Genomic DNA, 17,251 nt, shown 5'->3' with positions numbered 1-17,251 from the left:
TCCGCTCCCCGGACGATCTTGAGAGGACGGGCGCCAAATAAGGGTGGAGGAAACAATGAGGAAACTTCTTCTTGCCGGCATCGCGGTCGCGATGATGGCGACGCCGGCGTTCGCCGCGAACTACCGTTTCGTGATCGTGCCCAAGGCGATGAACAATCCGTTCTTCGACTTCGCGCGCGACGGCTGCCTGAAGCGTGCCAAGGAGCTTGGCAACATCGAGTGCATCTACAAGGGGCCGGTGGAGCATGAGCCGGCGACGCAGGCGCAGATCATCCAGGACTTCGTCACCCAGAAGGTCGACGGCCTCGCCATCTCGGTCGCCGACGTTGCGGCCATGACCAAGTCGATCGAGGCGGCGACCGCGGCCGGCATCCCCGTCATCACCTTCGATGCCGATGCGCCTGGCTCCAAGCGGATCGCCTATATCGGCACCAACAACAAGGAGTTCGGCGTCGCGCTCGGCAAGGAGCTCTTGAAGCTGCGGCCCGACGGCGGCAAATACGCGATGGTCTCGGGCGGTCCGGGCGCCAAGAATCTCGCCGAGCGCGTCGACGGCGTCCGCGAGGCGCTGAAGGGCTCGAAATGGACCGAGGTCGCGGGCTCGCCGACCTTCTGCAACGACGATCCGGCGCTGGCGGTCCAGCAGATGACGGATATGCGCACCGCAACGCCCGACCTCGCCTCGATCGTTCCCATCGGCGGCTGGCCGATGTTCGCCCCCGAAGGCTTCAAGGCCTTCGCCTCCAGGAACAAGAAAGACATCGACTCCGGCAAGTTCACGCTGGTCGTCGCCGATACGCTGAAGATGCAGCTCGAACTGCTGCGCGACGGTTACGCCAATGCGCTGGTCGGCCAGCGTCCGTTCGAGATGGGCGAGAAGGCGATGGATACGCTGCTCGCCATCAAGAAGGGCGAGAAGGTGCCGGAGATCGTCTATACCGGCCTCGATCTCGTGACCAAGGATAACGTTGCGCAGATGTTGAAGTAGGAGCGTCGCCAGCCCCGTGCTCCTGCGAGCCTCTCCCGCTTGCGGTTTCCGCAAGCGGGAGAGATGATTGGACGGTTGGAAGGAAGACTTTTGGAAGGCAATGGGAATGAAACGGTCGCGGCTCGGCTCCCTCGACGTCACCTCAATCGGTCTCGGTTCGGCCCCGCTCGGCGGATTGTTCACCGCCGTCAGCGATACCGATGCGTTCGCCACGATCGAGCGCGCCTGGTCGGCCGGCATCCGCTTCTACGATACCGCGCCGCTCTACGGCTTTGGCCTCGCCGAACGGCGGATCGGCGCTTTCCTGCGGCAGCAGCCGCGCGACTCCTACGTCATCTCGACCAAGGTCGGTCGTCTGCTGCGCGCGCCTGATGGCGCGGCCGCCGAGGACGCGCACTACAAGGGTACGTCGCGCGAGCGGCCGGTGTTCGACTTCTCCCATGACGGCGTGATGCGTTCGGTGGAGGAGAGCCTGACGCGCCTTGGGCTCGACCGCATCGATGTCCTGCTCGTGCATGACCCCGACGATCACTATGACGACGCCGTGGCCGGCGCCTTCCGCGCGCTCCAGCGCCTGCGCGCCGACGGCACGGTCAAGGCGATCGGTGCCGGCATGAACCAGTCGGAAATGTTGGTCCGTTTTGCCCAGGCCGTTGCGGTCGACTGCTTCCTGCTCGCCGGCCGCTACACGCTGCTCGACCAGGGCGCGCTGGATGCGCTATTTCCGGTCTGCCGCGAGAAGAACATCGGCATCCTGCTCGGCGGCATCTACAACAGCGGCATTCTGGCCAATCCGCATCCCGGCGCGAAGTTCAACTATCAGGACGCCGACGCGGCGCTGATCGCGCGTGCGCTCGAGCTCGACGAGCTCTGCCGCAAGCACGGGACCGAGCTGAAGGCCGCCGCGCTCCAGTTCTGCATGGCCCATCCGGCGGTCACAATTGCCGTGCTGGGCGCGCGCAACGCCGCGGAAGTTTCCGACAACATCGCGATGTCGGAGAAGGCGGTGCCACAAGCCTTCTGGCAGGAGCTGCGTGCGCGCAAACTCGTCGACGCACGCGCGCCGTTGCCGGGCGGAGCGTGAGGGCATGATCATCGACGGCCATCAGCATTTCTGGGATCCGACGCGCGCCGACTATCCCTGGATGGACGCGCCGGAATTGGCCTCGATCCGCCGCGCCTTCGGCCCCGCCGATCTCGCGCCGCTGTTGAAAGCAAACGGCATCGACGCGAGCATATTGGTGCAGTGCCGCTCCGCGCTGGAGGAGACCGAGGAATTCTTGCGGATCGCGCATGCGACGCCCTCGGTGATTGGCGTCGTCGGCTGGGCTGATCTGACGGACGGTGCGCTTGGCGACACGCTCGACCGCTTGCGCGCTTCGCCCGACGGCGACAAGCTGGTCGGCATTCGTCACCAGGTGCATGACGAGGCCGATTCGGACTGGTTGTTGCGCGAGGACGTTCAACGCGGCCTCACCGCAACGTTCGCCCGCGATCTCGCCTACGATTTTCTCGTCCGCACCCGCGAACTGCCCGCCGCGATCGCAACCGCGCAGGCCTTTCCGCAAGCGCGTTTCGTGCTCGACCACGCCGCAAAACCGCCGATCGCCGACGGCGGCAGCGCCGAATGGGCCGATCGCATCAAAGCTCTCGCGGCCTGCGGTAATGTCTGGTGCAAGATTTCGGGCCTGGCGACGGAAGCGGTGTGGAGTGACTGGGATGCGGAGCGGCTGTTTCCGTTCGTCGAACATGCCGCAACATGTTTTGGCGAGGATCGCCTGATCTTCGGCTCGGACTGGCCGGTGTGTCTGCTTGCCGGGAGTTATGGCGAGATCAAGGGGGCGCTGGAGGCGAGTTTGACGAGGCTCGGGCCGCAGGTTCGCGAGAAGGCGTTTGGTGTGAATGCGAAGGCTGCGTATCGGTTGGCTTGATTGCAGTCGATGCGCGCTTCTTTCTTCCTTCTCCCCTTGTGGGAGAAGGTGGCGCGAAGCGCCGGATGAGGGGTATGCCTCCGCGAACTCAACTCTCAAGATTCTCGCGCGGAGAGATACCCCTCACCCCAGTGAGCCTGCGTCTACGAGCGGAGATGCCCTCTCCCGCAAGGGGAGAGGGCACAGCAACGGGCAGTGTCGTCACGCGCCCGCGGGCACCTGGTCCAGAAATCCCGTGATGCTCCTGATGCGGCCGTCCTTCAGCACGGCGAAATCCGTCCCCTTGATCGGGCTGTCGACACCGTCGGGACCAAGGCCCCACGAAAAGCGGACATGCTCGCCGTAGCCGTTGGGCTCGCCGATCAGCGTGAACTTGAAGTCGGGAAAGCGCTGCTGCACGCCCGCGATCAGCGCGTCGATGCCGTCCCGGCCGTCGCCCTTCATCAGGGGATCGACATAGCTCGCATCCGCCGTCCAGTTCTCGCTGAGCAGTTCGCGACGGCGGCCTGCGGTGCGCTCGTTCCAGAGCTCGATGTAGCGGCGGGCGATGGTGACGGGGTCGGTCATGGTGTTCTCCTTCGATGGCGCCGTGTTCGGCTGTCTCGACTATCGAAGGTTCGCACGCGCAGATCGATTACCTCGGAGGTCATGCGCACGCAGAAAAGAAGCGCGATGATGCTCTCATCGCGCTTCGGACGTTCGCAACAATTTCAGCGCGAATTTACTTCGCCGCGGTGACCATGATCTCGACGGTGTACTGAGCCGCCGCGAGCTTGGCTTCGACAGTGGCGCGAGCCGGGGTGTTGCCGGGCGAGACCCAGGCGTCCCACACCGCGTTCATCTCGGCAAAGGTCTTCATGTCGGTGATGTAGATCGTGGCCGAGAGCAGCTTCGACTTGTCGGTGCCGGCCTTGGCGAGATGGCTGTCGATCGTCGCCAGGATGTCCTGGGTCTGCTTCGTGACGCTTTCACCGGCGGCCTTGTTGGCGACGACGCCGGCGAGATAGACGGTGTTGCCGTGCACGACGACCTGGCTCATGCGCGGGCCGGTTTCGAAACGCTGAATGCTCATTGGGGGATCTCCTGGTGGGAATGGCGGCCCTGTCTAACCCAGCGCCCCCAGCTCTGCCACCCCAGGCACGCATGCGTTGCCGGGCACGCATGCGTTGCCCGCTGATGCAAGCGTCGTTCACGGAAACTGACTGAAAAACGACCAGATCGTCTCGGCGCCGTCGATGTCGCGGTTCTGCGGCCCGAGCAGGCTGGTTGCAACCTTCGGGAAGCGGGCATCCGGAGCGAAGCCGGGCATGCGGTGGCCGCCATGGTTGATGCGATAGAGCACGACGTCGTGCCCTTTGGGACAGCGTGAGGAGATCCGTGTGACCGTAGACTGATCCGCGGGCGCCTTCTCGGGCAAATCGGTCACCTCGGCGTCGTCGGTCTCGCAACCATTGAGCTTGCGCCAGAAAGCCAGCGTCTCTTCGGTGGACCAGAACCCGTCTGCGGCATAATAGCTCGATCCCCGTCCTCCCTCGTAGGGGACCAGCGGGTCGGCCGTGCCGTTGATGAGCAGCATCGGCAACGGCCGCGATGGATGGCAGGTGACTGCGGCCTCATCCGTGAGATTCATGATCACGCTCGCGCCCGCCGCAAACAGATCGGCGCGCGCGCAAACCAGCGTCATCGCCATGGCGCCGCCATTGGAGATGCCGGCGACATAGACCCGCTTCGGGTCCGCCGTGCCGTTCGTCACCAGCGTCTCGACCAGCTTTGCGATGAAGGCGACGTCGTCGGTGCCCTCGGGCGGGCCACGCAGCGCCGGTCCAGCCTTCGTCCGCGCATCGGCCCAGGCATGGTTGAGGCCATCAGGAAAGACCACGGCAAAACCCTCGCGCTTCGCGACCTGCGGCCACGCCGTTCGCGCGACCATGTCAGCGCCGCGCTGGGTCTTGCCGTGCAGCACGACCACGAGCGGCACCAGCCGCTTCGCCGGCAGTTGCGCGGTGTAGGATCGCTTCACGCCGTTGACGTCGATCGTATCGGCGGATGCGGCCGAGGCTGCGGCCAATGCCGCAAGAAGCGCCCCGATCTGCATCCACCTCCGCATGATCTAGCCCACGGCCTTCGCCGCGGCGCGGCCGGCATTGCGGCCCGAGAACAGGCAGCCGCCGAGGAAGGTGCCTTCCAGCGAGCGATAGCCGTGCACGCCGCCGCCGCCGAAGCCTGCGGCTTCGCCGACCGCATAGAGGCCGGGAATGACGCTACCCTCGCTGCCGAACACGCGCGAGTCGAGATCGGTCTCGAAACCGCCCAACGTCTTGCGGGTGAGGATGTTGAGCTTGACCGCGATCAGCGGCCCCTGCGCGGGATCGAGGATGCGGTGCGGAGAGGCGGTGCGGATCAGCTTGTCGCCGATATAGCGCCGCGCATTGTGGATGTTCATCACCTGCGCATCCTTGACGTAGGGATTGGCGATCTCGCGGTCGCGCGCCTCGATTTGCATCCTGACGTGCTCGAGCTTGAGGAGGTCGCTGTCGGCGAGCTTGTTCATGGCCGCGACGAGATCCTCGATCTTGTCGCGTACGATGAAGTCGACACCATGGCTTTTGAATGCCTCCACCGGCGCCGGCGCGCCCTTGTTGGTGGCGCGGCGCAGGGTCATCCGCCAGCTCTTGGCTGTCAGATCGGGATTCTGCTCTGAGCCCGACAGCGCAAATTCCTTCTTGATGATGCTCTGGGTCAGGATGAACCAGGAATAATCATAGCCGGTGGACATGATGTACTGGAGCTGGCCGAGCGTGTCGGAGCCGGGAAACAACGGCGCCGGCAGCCGCGTGCCTGTTGCGTCGAACCACATCGAGGACGGGCCGGGCAGGATGCGGATGCCGTGGCGCGGCCAGATTGGATTCCAGTTCTGGATGCCTTCGACATAATGCCACATGCGGTCGCGGTTGATCAGCCGCGCGCCCGATTTCTCGGTGATGCCGATCATGCGGCCGTCGACATGCTCCGGCACGCCGGAGATCATGAACTTCGGCGGCTCGCCAAGCCGCTTCGGCCAGTTCTGCCGCACCAGCTCATAATTGCCGCCGATGCCGCCGGACGCCACGATCACGGCCTGCGCCTTCAGCGCGAACTCGCCGACCACGTTGCGCGACGAGCTCCTGCCACGCTCGACATTGTCAGGGGCGAGCACGGCGCCGCTGATGCCGTCCACCGTGCCATTGGTGATGGAGAGCGCATCGACGCGATGGCGGAACCTGAAAGTCAGCCGGCCGCTCTTCATGGCCTCGCGCGCGCGGCGCTCGAACGGCTCGACGATGCCGGGGCCGGTTCCCCAGGTGACGTGGAAGCGCGGCACCGAATTGCCGTGGCCCATCGCGTCATAGCCGCCGCGCTCGGCCCAGCCGACCACCGGGAAGATGCGATGCCCCATCGCGCGCAGCCAATCGCGTTTCTCGCCCGCCGCAAACGCCACATAGGCCTCGGCCCACTGGCGCGGCCAGAAATCCTCGTCGCGGTCGAAGCCGGCGGTGCCGATCCAGTCCTGCATGGCAAGGTCGAAGGAGTCCTTGATGCCGAGCCGGCGCTGCTCCGGCGAATTGACCAGGAACAAGCCGCCGAACGACCAGAATGCCTGGCCGCCGATCGACTGCTCGCCCTCCTGGTCGACCACGATCACGCGCTTGCCCGCGTCGGCAATCTCGGTTGCGGCCACCAGTCCCGATAGTCCCGCACCGACGACGATGACGTCTGTCTCTTCAGCCATAGGTTCCCCCCTGTAGTTACCCGGGATTGAAGCCAGCGGTTGCAGCTGAGATCAAGGGTGTGGCGCATAAGGCATCGTTAACTTGTTCCGCTTTGGGATTAGGGCCGTCCGACTGCAGCGCGGGCGCAACACTGGATTTGAATTTGTTTTGAGCCAGCCGGCGTGCCTAGACAAAACCACGGTTAGGACGGACGCTAGCAACGCATCACCACCTGACACGCAGATTCGAATTCGACTGGGGCGGGGGACAATGAAGTTTCTGACGGGGTTGCTCGCGGCGGTTCTCCTGATCGCGGGCATGGGGGCTTCTCACGCAGTGGTTCGGATTGCGGATGACCGCGGTGGCCGGATCGGAACCTACGTCGACAGGTACCAGGATCTGCGCCAGTCAGGCGACACCGTCATCATCGACGGCCTCTGTGCCTCGGCCTGCACCATCGTCCTCGGCGCCATTCCGCGCGACCGCATCTGTGTGACCTCGCACGCGACCCTCGGCTTCCACGCCGCCTGGGATTTTGGCGCCAACGGCCGTGCGGTGACCAACTCCGAAGCGACCCAGATGCTCTATGCGATGTATCCCTCGCAGGTGAAGCGCTGGATCAACCAGCGCGGCGGCCTCACCCCGCACATGCTCTTCCTGAGGGGCAAGCAGCTCCAGGCCATGTACAAGCCCTGCTACCTCGACGCGCAGGCCTCGACCAACCGACCCCTGCGCCGGGCTCTCCCGCAAGCGGAAGAGCTGGAGTCCGCTCGGGGCCAGCTGCTTCGTTGACGTCATCGGCGCGATCTGACTCCGGGAAGTATTCCTTGGAACACCCGCGGCGCTTGCCCGGGCCCGGGCCAACACCTATTTGAATGGCAGGGAACCGGGGCCTTCGCCCCGATCGTTGTCATGGCTCAACCACTGCACCCGGCCCAACCGCTACAGGACAATTCGCCCACTGCCGGCCGGCTGCCGTTCGTGCTGCTGTTGGCTGGCGCGGGGATCGGCGGTCTGGTCGTGCTCGGCGCGCTGGCGCTCTGGTTCCACTACGGCAGCCAGGTATTCTTCGAAATGATCAGGACCGGCTTTGCCGCCTGCTTCTGACCTGCGACAGGAAGTTTTCCGCTCATGAGCTCCACTGCCCGTCCGCTGGTGATCGCGACCGCCTTCGCTGCAAGCCTCGTCGTCGGACTGCTGATCGTGTTCTGGGCGATGGGCGGGGTCAGCAAGGTGGCGCAGCCCGCCGCGATCGGCGGCCCGTTCCAGCTCACCGACCAGCACGGCAAGGCCGTCACCGACAAGAACCTGAAGGGCAAGCCGACCCTGATCTTCTTCGGCTATACTCATTGCCCCGACGTCTGCCCGACCTCGTTGTTCGAGATCTCGGAGGTGCTGCGCGCGATGGGCAAGGATGCCGACAAGGTCAATGCCGTCTTCATCTCGGTCGATCCCGAGCGCGATACGCCGGCGACGATGAAGGACTATCTGTCGAGCTTCGACCCGCACCTCGAAGGGCTCAGCGGCGACCCCGCCGAGACCGCCAAGGTGATCACCTCCTACCGGGTCTATGCCAAGAAGGTCCCGACCAAGGACGGTGACTACACCATGGACCACACCGCGCTGATCTACCTGATGGACCGCGACGGGCGGTTCGTATCGCCGTTCAACATGAAGCGGACGCCGGAAGAGGCCGCGGCCGATTTGAAGCGGTATCTCTGAGGGCCCTTTCGGGCGCAGTCCTCTCCACATCGTCATGGCCGGGCTTGTCCCGGCCATCCACGTTCTTCGGGGGGTGCTAATGTTCGTGGATGCCCGGGCCTTCGCCTCGCCGGATGGGCTTCGGCCCCGCAGGCGGGACAAGCCCGGGCATGACGGCTGAGAGACCTTTACCCATCCCGCAATCGGCGCTCGCGTTCCCGGCGGGATGGTCTATAACGCCTTCCGATCCCAACGAAATTCGTTCATTTCCCGCCGATGGCCCCGTCGCGACAGGCAAAATCGTCCAAAACCGTGCGCCGCGTCCTGACCGGGCTGGTCGCCTGCGCATGTCTGCTCGTAGGCCTGCCCGCCGCAAAGGCGCAGGCCCCGGCCCCGGCCAAGCAGCCTCCGGCAGCGCCCCAGGCCACGCCGCAGGTCGCGCCTCAGGCGGCCCCGCAGGCTGTGCCCGGCTTCTGGGACCCGCGGCGGCGGCCGGAGCGGCCCGACCTGTCGCGCCTGACCGTGATCCGCTTCCTGACCGAGACCGACTATCCGCCGTTCAACTACACCGGCGCCGACGGCAATCCGGCCGGCTTCAACGTCGATCTCGCCCGCGCGCTGTGCGAGGAGATCAAGGTCACCTGCACGGTGCAGATGCGCCGCTTCGAGACCCTGGTCGACGCGCTCTCCTCCAACCGGGGCGATGCCATCATCGCCTCGATGGCGGTGAGTCCGCAGCTCCGCGTCCGCGTTGATTTCACCGATCCCTATTACCGCGTGCCGGCGCGCTTCGCCTCGCGCAAGGACGCAGTGATGCCGGAGATCCGGCCCGAATATCTCGAAGGCAAGAAAGTCGGCGTCATCGCCGGCTCCGCGCACGAAGCGTACCTCAAGGCGATGTTCACCGACGCCGAGCTGCACCCCTATCCCAACGACGATGCGATGCGCGCGGCGTTGCGCAAGGGCGAGGTCGATTTCATCTTCGGCGACGCCATCTCGCTGGCGTTCTGGATCAACGGCACGGATTCCGGCGATTGCTGCGCCTTCTCCGGCGGCCCCTTTGTCGAGAGCCGTTTCTTCGGCGAGGGCATCGGCATCGCCGTCCGCAAGGGCAACGACGTGCTGCGCCAGGCCCTGAACTGGGCCCTGTTCCGCGTCTGGGAGAAAGGCCGCTACACCGATCTGTGGCTGCGGTATTTTTCGGTGAGCCCGTTTTAGTGCCGTAGGGTGGGCAAAGGCGCGCTAGCGCCGTGCCCACCGTCTTTGGCAGTGGTGGGCACGCTTCGCTTTGCCCACCCTACGATTCCACGATAAAGGCGCTGCTACTTTTGCATTCTGCCCGGAAATCGCTATTTTCCGCGGCCCGGAGGCCCCTGAATGTCTGTCATCGATCTTGCCGCGAACCCGAGCGATCTGCGTGCGCTCGCCGAACAATCCAACGCCTGGCCGTTCGAGCAGGCGAAGGCCATTGTCGCGCGGCTGAAGAAAAGCCCGAAGGACGAGGTGCTGTTCGAGACCGGTTACGGCCCGTCCGGCCTGCCGCATATCGGCACGTTCGGTGAGGTCGCGCGCACCTCGATGGTGCGCCATGCCTTTCGCGTGCTCACCGAGGACAAGATCAAGACGCGCCTGCTGGCGTTCTCCGACGACATGGACGGGTTTCGGAAAGTGCCCGACAACGTCCCCAACAAGGAGATGCTGGCCGCGCATCTCGGCAAGCCGCTGACGCGGGTGCCGGATCCGTTCTCCAACGAGTACCCGTCGTTCGGGCACCACAACAACGCGCGCCTGCGCGCCTTCCTCGATCATTTCGGCTTCGACTACGAGTTCGCGAGCTCGACCGACTATTATACGTCCGGCCGCTTCGACGCGACGTTGCTGAAGATGTTAGCTGCCTACGACAAGGTGATGGCGATCATCCTGCCGACGCTCGGCCCCGATCGCCGCGCCACCTATTCGCCGTTCCTGCCGATCAGTAAGACCACCGGTGTCGTGCTCCAGGTGCCGATGATCCGGCGCGACGTCGCGGCCGGTACCGTGACCTATGTCGATCCGGACACGAACCAGGAAGTCGAGACGCCGGTGACGGGCGGCAACGTCAAGTGCCAGTGGAAGGCCGACTGGGCGATGCGCTGGGTCGCGCTCGGCGTCGACTACGAGATGGCCGGCAAGGACCTGATCGACTCCGTGAAGTTGTCCGGTGCGATCGCCAAGGCGCTCGGCGCCACGCCGCCCGAAGGTTTCAACTACGAGCTCTTCCTCGACGAGAAGGGCCAGAAGATCTCGAAGTCGAAGGGCAACGGCCTGACCATCGACGAATGGCTGCGCTATGCGTCGCCGGAATCGCTGTCGCTGTTCATGTATCGCGAGCCGAAGGCGGCCAAGCGGCTGTATTTCGATGTCATCCCGCGCAACGTCGACGACTACCAGCAGTTCATCGACGGCTTTGCGAAGCAGGATGGCAAGCAGCAGCTCGGCAATCCGGTCTGGCACGTCCACAACGGCCATCCGCCGAAGGGCGACATGCCCGTCACGTTCCAGCTCCTCTTGACGCTGGTGTCGTCGTCGAATGCGGAGAATGCCGAGACGCTGTGGGGCTTCATCGGTCGCTATCGTCCCGGCGTGAGCCCGCAAACGCATCCGAAGCTCGATGCGATGGTCGGCTATGCCATCAACTATTATCGTGACTTCGTGGCGCCGACGAAGCAGTTCCGCGAGCCGACCGAGGTTGAGCGCGCCGCGTTGCAGGATCTGCGCGATGCGCTGTCGCAGCTTCCGCAGGAATCCTCGGCCGAGGACATCCAGAACGTCGTCTACGAGATCGGCCGCCGCGAGCCGTTCCTCGACCAGGTCAAGAAGGGCAAGGACGGCCGTCCGGGCGTGACGCTCGACTGGTTCAACATGCTCTACCAGGTGCTGCTCGGCCAGGAGAAGGGCCCGCGCTTCGGCTCCTTCGTTGCGGTCTACGGCGTGCAGAACGCGGTGAACATGATCGACGGCGCGCTGGCGCGAAGTGCGTAATAGATGCCGTAGCCCGGATGTCGCTACGCTCATCCGGGCTACAGATTTGAAGCGCGCCTCAGATCGAGCGCAGCACGAAGCGCCGGTTGTCCTTCTGCACCGGGCGCGCGTTCATCGGATAGAGCTTTGCGAACGCAGCGACGTCGGGGGCTGACACCTGGATCGGGTCGGTCAGCAGCAGCCATTCGACGACCTCCGAACAGGGCGGGGTCGTCAGCGAGCCGGAGTAGCGGAAATAGCTCAGCCTGTGCGGCAGCATGGCGTGGGGATCGATCGCTGCATCGGCCTTCACCGCGGGGCCTTCCGCCGCCGGCATGGTCTTGACGATCTTGCCGAAGGCCGTGTTCGGCTTGCCTTCCGCCATCAGCACGCCGACCACGGCGAGCCCGCCGGCATCGTTGCGATGCACGAAGTGCGCTTCCATCGGAAAGTTCTTGCCGCCGATCATGTGCTCGCTCGGCCGGTGGAAGTGCACCTGGAGCAGCTTGTATTTGATATCGCCGAGCGTGAGCGTGCTGCCTTCGGCGAAGTTGAGCTGGATCGTGTGCCCGTTGTTGACGATGGTGTCGGCGCTCTTGCCCCAGTTCAGCTTCAGAACAGGCAATTGCGACTTGATCGTCCCCTCGATGTCGATCGGCGATTGCTGCAAGCCGACCGCGCAGGCCTTGTTCGCCGCGTCGATATCGCCCCATTTGGCCGGGCCGCCGGCGCCCTCGTAGCTCCAATGCGTGCCTTCGGCGGCAAAGGCCGGCTTGCACAGCGGACAGAGTGCGAGACCCGCCAGGGCCTTCAATGCGTGACGGCGATTCATCATATCCCCCTGCGATGAATTTGATCGGCAAAATCGGCCGCAACCTATGCGAGAGGGATGGTGAGTCGCAAGGTCGCCGGGGCGAGAAGCGGCGCGGCCGGCGTCATGGTGCGGTCACGACGCAATCACTGGCTCGCCCACACGATTCGCGCGATCCAGCCGACGTCGCTCGGCGCCATCGTATGCTCGGCCTGCGATGCATCGAGCGGCTGCAATTCCAGTGCCTTTGCCGTGCGGCGCTTCAGCGTCGCGACCGTCACGTCGCCCGCCTTGGTCTTCACCACCACTCGATCGCCTCTGCGGATCGGCGCGCGGGGCGAGATCAGGATGACGTCGCCGTCGCGATAGGCCGGGGCAAGCGCATCGCCGGAAATCTCCAGCGCAAAGGCGCGACTGTCCTCGGCGGTGGGAAGCGCAAGTTCGGTCCAGCCCTTGCCGGATGGAAAGCCGGACTCGTCGAAAGCTCCGCTCGCGCCGGCTAGCGCGAGGCCGAGCAGCGGCACCGATCGGCCGTCGCTGGCGTCGTCACCGGTCAACCCGGCAAAGGTGTCCATCGAGGAGCCGGCCGCCGCCAGCGCTTTCGCGATCGATTCGGTGGATGGCCAGCGCTCGCGCCCGTCGGGGGTGACACGCTTGGACTTGTTGAAGGTGGTGGGATCGAGCCCGGCCCGCTTGGCGAGGCCGGACGGCGACAGGCCGGCACGCTCCGCCAGCCGATCCAGCGCTCCCCAGATCTGGTCGTGAGTCAGTATCCTCTGCGCTTTGGCCTGTCTGACCATGGAAGGTCCAGCCCGTCGCAACTCAGGAAAACTGTCCTCAAATCAACCGGTTTTCCGTTTTTCGCGCAAGGGGTGGCGGGAGAAGCATTTTCAAGCGAAGCGGATACCGGTTCGCGTCAAGAAAACGCGTCAAAACAAGAATTTAAAGCCCCGTTCCGATTTCATCGGAACGGAAATGGCTCTAAGCCTTGAGTTCGGAGGGGGCGGCCATTACGGTCGCGCCCGGGTTTTGAGGACCCGCACGAGACGAAAAAACCCAAAAGACTCAAAGAGCAAACAGGGCTGCGTGAGCGGTGGTCAAGATCTACAAAATCTGTCCGGCCTCGGCCTGGCGCGAGGCGGAACGGCAGGGCGTCTACCGGGGCAGCGCGGACGATTCGCGCGACGGTTTCATCCATTTTTCGACCGCGCCCCAGGTTCCCGAGACCTTGCGCAAGCACTATTTCGGGCAGCGCGCGCTGTTCCTGGTCGAGGTCGACGGCGACGCGCTCGGCAGCGCATTGCGCTGGGAGCGCTCGCGCAATGAGGAGCTGTTTCCGCACCTCTATGGCGAGCTCGATCTCGGCGCGGTGCTGTCGGTGATGAACCTCAACATGCGCTCCGATGGCGGCCACGACGTTCCGGAGCTTATCCCGTGATCCGCGCTTTCGACGCCTTTTCGCTGCCGGTGCTGCGCTGGCTCGATCCGGAGGATGCGCATCGCCTCGCGATCCAGGGCCTGCGCTTCCTGCCGCCGGTCAAGCCGCGGCCTGACGATCCCAAGCTCGCCGTGCGCGCCTTCGGGCTCAACTTCCCCAATCCGATCGGCATGGCCGCGGGCTTCGACAAGAGCGCCGAGGTGCCGGATGCGCTGCTGCGGCTCGGCTTCGGCTTCGTCGAGATCGGTTCGGTGACGCCGAAGCCGCAAAGCGGCAATCCGCGGCCGCGGCTGTTTCGCCTGGAGCGCGACGAGGCCGTGATCAACCGCATGGGCTTCAACAATGACGGCGCTGAAGTCGCGCTGCGTAGGCTCGCGGCGCGTGCGCAGCACGGCGGCATCGTCGGGGTCAATGTCGGCGCCAACAAGGATTCGCCGGATCGCGTCGGCGATTACGTCAAGCTGATCGAGACTTTTGCGCCGGTCGCGAGCTATTTCACCGTCAACGTCTCCTCGCCGAACACGCCGGGCCTGCGCAATTTGCAGGAAGGCGCGCTGCTGGACGATCTCCTCGCCAGGGTGATCGACGCGCGCGAGCGGGTGCGCCAGAAGGCCGGCGACACGCCGGTGCTGCTCAAGATCGCGCCTGATTTGAGCCTCGCCCAGCTCGACGACGTCGTGCAGGTGGCGCGCTCGCGCCGGGTCGACGGCATGATCGTGGCGAACACGACGATCGCGCGGCCGAGCACGCTGCGCGAGGAAATGCGCGCCAAGGAGCAGGGTGGTCTGTCCGGCCGGCCGCTGTTCCGCCTGTCGACGCGCATGGTCGCGGAGACCTATGTGCGCGTCGAGGGCGCCTTCCCCTTGATCGGCGTCGGCGGCGTGGATTCCGGCGGCGCCGCGCTGACGAAGATCCGCGCCGGCGCGAGCCTGATCCAGCTCTATTCGTCGCTGGTCTACAAGGGCCTCGGCCTCGTCGACGAGATCAAACGCGATCTCACCTCGACGCTGCTGCGGACAGGGCGGGATTCGCTGTCCGAAATCGTCGGCGCCGACGCGGCGACACTCACGGCGGAAGACTGGCCGGGGATGTAGCCACCGTCCAGTAGCCCGGATGGAGCGCAGCGCAATCCGGGAATCTTTCCGCGAGCACGAAGACCCCGGATTTCGCTGCGCTCCATCCGGGCTACGAATCTACGATTTCGGAAACGTCACCCGATACAACGCAGGATACCTTGCGCCCTGCAAGCCGCCGCGCGCGACGTAGAACGCGATCAGCGCGCTCCACAGCCCGGCATTGCCGAACGATTGCAGCGCCCACCAGGCGCCGATAAAGATCGTGAACGATAACAGCATTAGATTGCGCATCTCGCGCGCCCAGGTCGCGCCGACATAGATGCCGTCGAAGCCGAAGGCGAACACGCCGGGGATCGGCGCGAGCACGATGAACGGCAGGAATTCGCGCGCGGCGCGGCGGACGTCCTCGCTCGCTGTCATGACATTGATCAGGTTCGGCCCGAACAGCGCGAACAGCACCGCGACGACCAGCGCGAAGCCGAGGCCCCACAGCAGCACCAGCCGGGTCGAGTCCGCAAAGCCCCTGGAATCACGCGCGCCAAACGTGCGCCCGCAGAGCTGCTGGGCTGCGTTCGCAAGACCGTCGAGGAAGAAGGCGCTGACCAGCAGGAAATTGTTCAGCACGGAATTCGCCGCCAGCGTGACGTCGCCGGCGCGTGCGCCCTTGGCGGTGAAGAACAGGAACACGGCGATCAGCGCCGCGGTACGGATCATGATGTCGGAGTTCACCGCCAGCAGCCGCATCAGTTTTGCCCGGTCGAGCAGCGTGGCAAGGGGCACCGCAAAGCCGCCATCCGCATAGCGCCGGCAGACGATCACGCCGAGCACGAAGCCAATCGTCTCCGAGAGCAGTGCGGCGATCGCCGCGCCCGCGATGCCGGTGTCGTAGACCAGCACCAGCAAGATCGTCGCCGCCATGTTGATGAGGTTGATGACGACCTGCAGCAGCAGCGCCGGATTGGCGCGCGCCTGCCCCACCAGCCAGCCGAGAACGACGTAGTTGGCGAAGGCGAACGGCGACGACCAGATCCGGATCATGAAATAGGTCTTTGCCGCGCGCGTGACGCCTTCGCTGCCGCCCATCAGGTCGAACAGCCCGGCGGCCAGCGGCAGTTGCAGCACGATCAGCGCGGCGCCGATCAGGCCCGCGACAATGAAGCCGCGCACCAGGATCACGGTCTGCTCGCGTGTCTCGCCCGCGCCGAGCGCCTGCGCCGTGAAGGCGAGCGTGCTCATGCGCAGGAAGCCGAACAGCCAGAACAGGCAGTCGAAGATGACGGAGGCCATCGCGACGCCGCCAAGCAGCGCGGCATCGTCGAGCCGCCCGATCGCGGTGGTCGAGACTACGCCGATCAGCGGCGTGGTGAGGTTCGCGACCATCGCGGGACCGGCGATGGTGAAGACCTGGCGGGAACCGATCCTGGGATGAACGGGCGCGTGCATGTCAGAACACGACCACCATGCCGTCTTCGGCGGCGAGATGCGGTACGTCGTCCAGGCGCGACAGCACGTCGTCGCTCATATGGGTGAGGACAAGCCGCTTGGCGCCGATGGCGGGGAGGTGCTGTTCCAAGGTCTTCAGGCTGAGATGGTTCTTGACCACCTTCTCGTACATATAGGCTTCCGCAATGAAAAGGTCCGCGCCATGCGCCAGCGGAATGAGCGCCTCCGTCCATTCGGTATCGGCGCTGTAGGCGAGCGTGCGATCTTCAACCTCGACGCGGTAGGCCAAGAACGGCCCGCCGGATTCGCCGTGCACGACCGGGTAGGGCGTCACATTCACCCCGCCAAAGGTTTGGCTTCGCCCGGGCGCGAGTTCGATGAGGTTCAGCTCGAAGCGCTGCTTGGTCTTCGAGGAGTGCTCGAACAGCGCCTCCATCACTTGGCCGAGCCGCGTCTCGAGGCCTTGCGGGCCCGCGATCGTCAGCGGCCGGGTCCGCCGCGAGAATTGCGCATCGAGCAGGACAAACGGCAGCCCGGCAAAATGGTCGCCGTGGAAATGCGTGATGAGAATGAGGTCGATCTCGTTGCGGTCGATCTCGAGTCGCTTCAACGACGGCAGAGCCGACGCGCCGCAATCGATCAGGAAGTTGGCCGCGCGCCCTGAGATGTGGAAGCAGGTGTTGAGCCTGCCGCCCGAGCCGAAGGCGTCGCCGCAGCCGACAAAGCGCAATTGCATCGGCTGCGGGCTCCCAAATCCTTACCTGTTGCGCGGCGCGCCGAAGACGCGCGAGAGCAGCCAGATCGGAACCACGATGACGGCGCCGAGCAGGAAGTAGCGCCACAGCCAGTTCACCGCGTCGAAGCCGAGATCCCACAGACGCTGGAACAGCAAGCGGATGCTGTAGATGATATTCCAGGGATCGAAGCCGATCGCGGCGAGCACGACGCCGACCAGGATCGAGAGCAGGACCAGGCGAAACGCGACCGCCAGCGGCGAGCCGCCGAGAAAGCGGTTCAGCCCATCGCTGCGGCCGGCCGGCAAATCTCTGACGTCTTGGACCATCTCAAACTCCTCGCGGGGATTCGACCCCATTATAGGTCACGGCGGGGCACA

The 17,251-nt window shown here is 65.0% G+C and carries 19 protein-coding genes; 10 read left to right on the top strand and 9 right to left on the bottom strand.

Features of this window, described 5'->3' with window-relative positions:
- Positions 1-55: 55 nt before the first annotated feature.
- The 3 genes from AB7245_RS43210 to AB7245_RS43200 all read left to right on the top strand — a co-directional run bounded on the left by AB7245_RS43210 (position 56) and on the right by AB7245_RS43200 (position 2,919).
- Positions 56-988 carry a sugar-binding protein gene (locus AB7245_RS43210; RefSeq protein ID WP_063985925.1) on the top strand — a complete coding sequence of 311 codons (933 nt, stop codon included), beginning with the start codon at positions 56-58 and terminating at the stop codon, positions 986-988.
- Between the two features lie 106 nt (positions 989-1,094).
- The gene (locus AB7245_RS43205; RefSeq protein ID WP_085399639.1) at positions 1,095-2,072 is read left to right on the top strand and encodes an aldo/keto reductase; all 978 of its coding nucleotides are present in this window, start codon (positions 1,095-1,097) and stop codon (positions 2,070-2,072) included.
- Positions 2,073-2,076: 4 nt separating this feature from the next.
- Entirely contained in the window at positions 2,077-2,919 is an 843-nt protein-coding gene (locus AB7245_RS43200; RefSeq protein WP_085399633.1) for an amidohydrolase family protein, read from the top strand.
- A 201-nt stretch (positions 2,920-3,120) separates the two neighbouring features.
- On the opposite strand, the gene AB7245_RS43195 is transcribed toward AB7245_RS43200, so the two are convergent.
- The 4 genes from AB7245_RS43195 to AB7245_RS43180 form a co-directional block, all read right to left on the bottom strand.
- Positions 3,121-3,486, bottom strand: a complete 366-nt coding sequence (locus AB7245_RS43195; RefSeq protein WP_063979860.1) for a nuclear transport factor 2 family protein — start codon at positions 3,484-3,486, stop codon at positions 3,121-3,123.
- 154 nt (positions 3,487-3,640) lie between these two features.
- Positions 3,641-3,991 carry a RidA family protein gene (locus AB7245_RS43190; RefSeq protein WP_014491332.1) on the bottom strand — a complete coding sequence of 117 codons (351 nt, stop codon included), beginning with the start codon at positions 3,989-3,991 and terminating at the stop codon, positions 3,641-3,643.
- Positions 3,992-4,108: 117 nt separating this feature from the next.
- Complete coding sequence (locus tag AB7245_RS43185) at positions 4,109-5,026, bottom strand: alpha/beta hydrolase family esterase (protein WP_094183948.1); 918 nt, start codon at positions 5,024-5,026, stop codon at positions 4,109-4,111.
- Positions 5,027-5,029: 3 nt separating this feature from the next.
- Positions 5,030-6,688 carry an FAD-binding dehydrogenase gene (locus tag AB7245_RS43180; RefSeq protein WP_439035670.1) on the bottom strand — a complete coding sequence of 553 codons (1,659 nt, stop codon included), beginning with the start codon at positions 6,686-6,688 and terminating at the stop codon, positions 5,030-5,032.
- Between the two features lie 250 nt (positions 6,689-6,938).
- Here AB7245_RS43180 and AB7245_RS43175 point away from each other — a divergent pair, with 250 nt between their 5' ends.
- The 5 genes from AB7245_RS43175 (at position 6,939) to AB7245_RS43155 (ending at position 11,390) form a co-directional block, all read left to right on the top strand.
- Positions 6,939-7,460 (top strand): hypothetical protein, encoded by a 522-nt coding sequence (locus AB7245_RS43175; RefSeq protein WP_085399635.1) that lies wholly within the window; start codon positions 6,939-6,941, stop codon positions 7,458-7,460.
- Between the two features lie 120 nt (positions 7,461-7,580).
- Positions 7,581-7,775: a hypothetical protein gene (locus AB7245_RS43170; RefSeq protein ID WP_028160269.1), complete on the top strand. Its 195-nt coding sequence runs from the start codon at positions 7,581-7,583 to the stop codon at positions 7,773-7,775.
- 24 nt (positions 7,776-7,799) lie between these two features.
- Positions 7,800-8,390: an SCO family protein gene (locus AB7245_RS43165; RefSeq protein ID WP_014491337.1), complete on the top strand. Its 591-nt coding sequence runs from the start codon at positions 7,800-7,802 to the stop codon at positions 8,388-8,390.
- Positions 8,391-8,645: 255 nt separating this feature from the next.
- Positions 8,646-9,587: a transporter substrate-binding domain-containing protein gene (locus tag AB7245_RS43160; RefSeq protein WP_085398353.1), complete on the top strand. Its 942-nt coding sequence runs from the start codon at positions 8,646-8,648 to the stop codon at positions 9,585-9,587.
- A 159-nt stretch (positions 9,588-9,746) separates the two neighbouring features.
- Entirely contained in the window at positions 9,747-11,390 is a 1,644-nt protein-coding gene (locus AB7245_RS43155) for a lysine--tRNA ligase (protein WP_085398354.1), read from the top strand.
- A gap of 58 nt (positions 11,391-11,448) precedes the next feature.
- Here AB7245_RS43155 and AB7245_RS43150 read toward each other — a convergent pair whose 3' ends face one another.
- Entirely contained in the window at positions 11,449-12,201 is a 753-nt protein-coding gene (locus AB7245_RS43150; protein ID WP_085398359.1) for a carbonic anhydrase, read from the bottom strand.
- 125 nt (positions 12,202-12,326) lie between these two features.
- A complete protein-coding gene (locus AB7245_RS43145) occupies positions 12,327-12,980 on the bottom strand; it encodes a S24 family peptidase (protein ID WP_085398355.1) in 654 nt (217 codons plus the stop codon).
- A 293-nt stretch (positions 12,981-13,273) separates the two neighbouring features.
- Here AB7245_RS43145 and AB7245_RS43140 point away from each other — a divergent pair, with 293 nt between their 5' ends.
- Positions 13,274-13,618, top strand: coding sequence for a DUF952 domain-containing protein (locus AB7245_RS43140; protein ID WP_071909157.1), 345 nt, complete (start codon positions 13,274-13,276; stop codon positions 13,616-13,618).
- Positions 13,615-14,712 (top strand): quinone-dependent dihydroorotate dehydrogenase, encoded by a 1,098-nt coding sequence (locus AB7245_RS43135; RefSeq protein WP_063979852.1) that lies wholly within the window; start codon positions 13,615-13,617, stop codon positions 14,710-14,712. Before AB7245_RS43140 ends, AB7245_RS43135 begins: the two co-directional genes overlap by 4 nt.
- Positions 14,713-14,811: 99 nt before the next feature.
- Here AB7245_RS43135 and AB7245_RS43130 read toward each other — a convergent pair whose 3' ends face one another.
- Genes AB7245_RS43130 through AB7245_RS43120 form a run of 3 tightly spaced genes read right to left on the bottom strand, consistent with a single transcriptional unit; the run spans position 14,812 to position 17,200 of the window.
- A complete protein-coding gene (locus AB7245_RS43130) occupies positions 14,812-16,137 on the bottom strand; it encodes an MATE family efflux transporter (RefSeq protein ID WP_085398356.1) in 1,326 nt (441 codons plus the stop codon).
- A gap of 1 nt (position 16,138) precedes the next feature.
- Positions 16,139-16,873, bottom strand: coding sequence for an MBL fold metallo-hydrolase (locus AB7245_RS43125; RefSeq protein ID WP_085398357.1), 735 nt, complete (start codon positions 16,871-16,873; stop codon positions 16,139-16,141).
- A 21-nt stretch (positions 16,874-16,894) separates the two neighbouring features.
- Positions 16,895-17,200 carry a DUF6460 domain-containing protein gene (locus AB7245_RS43120; RefSeq protein WP_063979849.1) on the bottom strand — a complete coding sequence of 102 codons (306 nt, stop codon included), beginning with the start codon at positions 17,198-17,200 and terminating at the stop codon, positions 16,895-16,897.
- Positions 17,201-17,251: the final 51 nt, after the last annotated feature.

The organism is Bradyrhizobium sp. 604_D8_N2_3 (assembly GCF_051810765.1).
Taxonomy (GTDB): domain Bacteria; phylum Pseudomonadota; class Alphaproteobacteria; order Rhizobiales; family Xanthobacteraceae; genus Bradyrhizobium; species Bradyrhizobium barranii.
The sequence above is the reverse complement of the archived record's forward strand: the minus strand, read 5'-3'. Positions and strand labels throughout refer to the sequence as shown.

Coding starts and splice junctions, on each gene's coding strand:
- AB7245_RS43210 (WP_063985925.1), top strand. CDS start 56: ATGAGGAAACTTCTTCTTGCCGGCATCGCGGTCGCGATGATGGCGACG.
- AB7245_RS43205 (WP_085399639.1), top strand. CDS start 1,095: ATGAAACGGTCGCGGCTCGGCTCCCTCGACGTCACCTCAATCGGTCTC.
- AB7245_RS43200 (WP_085399633.1), top strand. CDS start 2,077: ATGATCATCGACGGCCATCAGCATTTCTGGGATCCGACGCGCGCCGAC.
- AB7245_RS43195 (WP_063979860.1), bottom strand. CDS start 3,486: ATGACCGACCCCGTCACCATCGCCCGCCGCTACATCGAGCTCTGGAAC.
- AB7245_RS43190 (WP_014491332.1), bottom strand. CDS start 3,991: ATGAGCATTCAGCGTTTCGAAACCGGCCCGCGCATGAGCCAGGTCGTC.
- AB7245_RS43185 (WP_094183948.1), bottom strand. CDS start 5,026: ATGCGGAGGTGGATGCAGATCGGGGCGCTTCTTGCGGCATTGGCCGCA.
- AB7245_RS43180 (WP_439035670.1), bottom strand. CDS start 6,688: ATGGCTGAAGAGACAGACGTCATCGTCGTCGGTGCGGGACTATCGGGA.
- AB7245_RS43175 (WP_085399635.1), top strand. CDS start 6,939: ATGAAGTTTCTGACGGGGTTGCTCGCGGCGGTTCTCCTGATCGCGGGC.
- AB7245_RS43170 (WP_028160269.1), top strand. CDS start 7,581: ATGGCTCAACCACTGCACCCGGCCCAACCGCTACAGGACAATTCGCCC.
- AB7245_RS43165 (WP_014491337.1), top strand. CDS start 7,800: ATGAGCTCCACTGCCCGTCCGCTGGTGATCGCGACCGCCTTCGCTGCA.
- AB7245_RS43160 (WP_085398353.1), top strand. CDS start 8,646: ATGGCCCCGTCGCGACAGGCAAAATCGTCCAAAACCGTGCGCCGCGTC.
- AB7245_RS43155 (WP_085398354.1), top strand. CDS start 9,747: ATGTCTGTCATCGATCTTGCCGCGAACCCGAGCGATCTGCGTGCGCTC.
- AB7245_RS43150 (WP_085398359.1), bottom strand. CDS start 12,201: ATGAATCGCCGTCACGCATTGAAGGCCCTGGCGGGTCTCGCACTCTGT.
- AB7245_RS43145 (WP_085398355.1), bottom strand. CDS start 12,980: ATGGTCAGACAGGCCAAAGCGCAGAGGATACTGACTCACGACCAGATC.
- AB7245_RS43130 (WP_085398356.1), bottom strand. CDS start 16,137: ATGCACGCGCCCGTTCATCCCAGGATCGGTTCCCGCCAGGTCTTCACC.
- AB7245_RS43125 (WP_085398357.1), bottom strand. CDS start 16,873: ATGCAATTGCGCTTTGTCGGCTGCGGCGACGCCTTCGGCTCGGGCGGC.
- AB7245_RS43120 (WP_063979849.1), bottom strand. CDS start 17,200: ATGGTCCAAGACGTCAGAGATTTGCCGGCCGGCCGCAGCGATGGGCTG.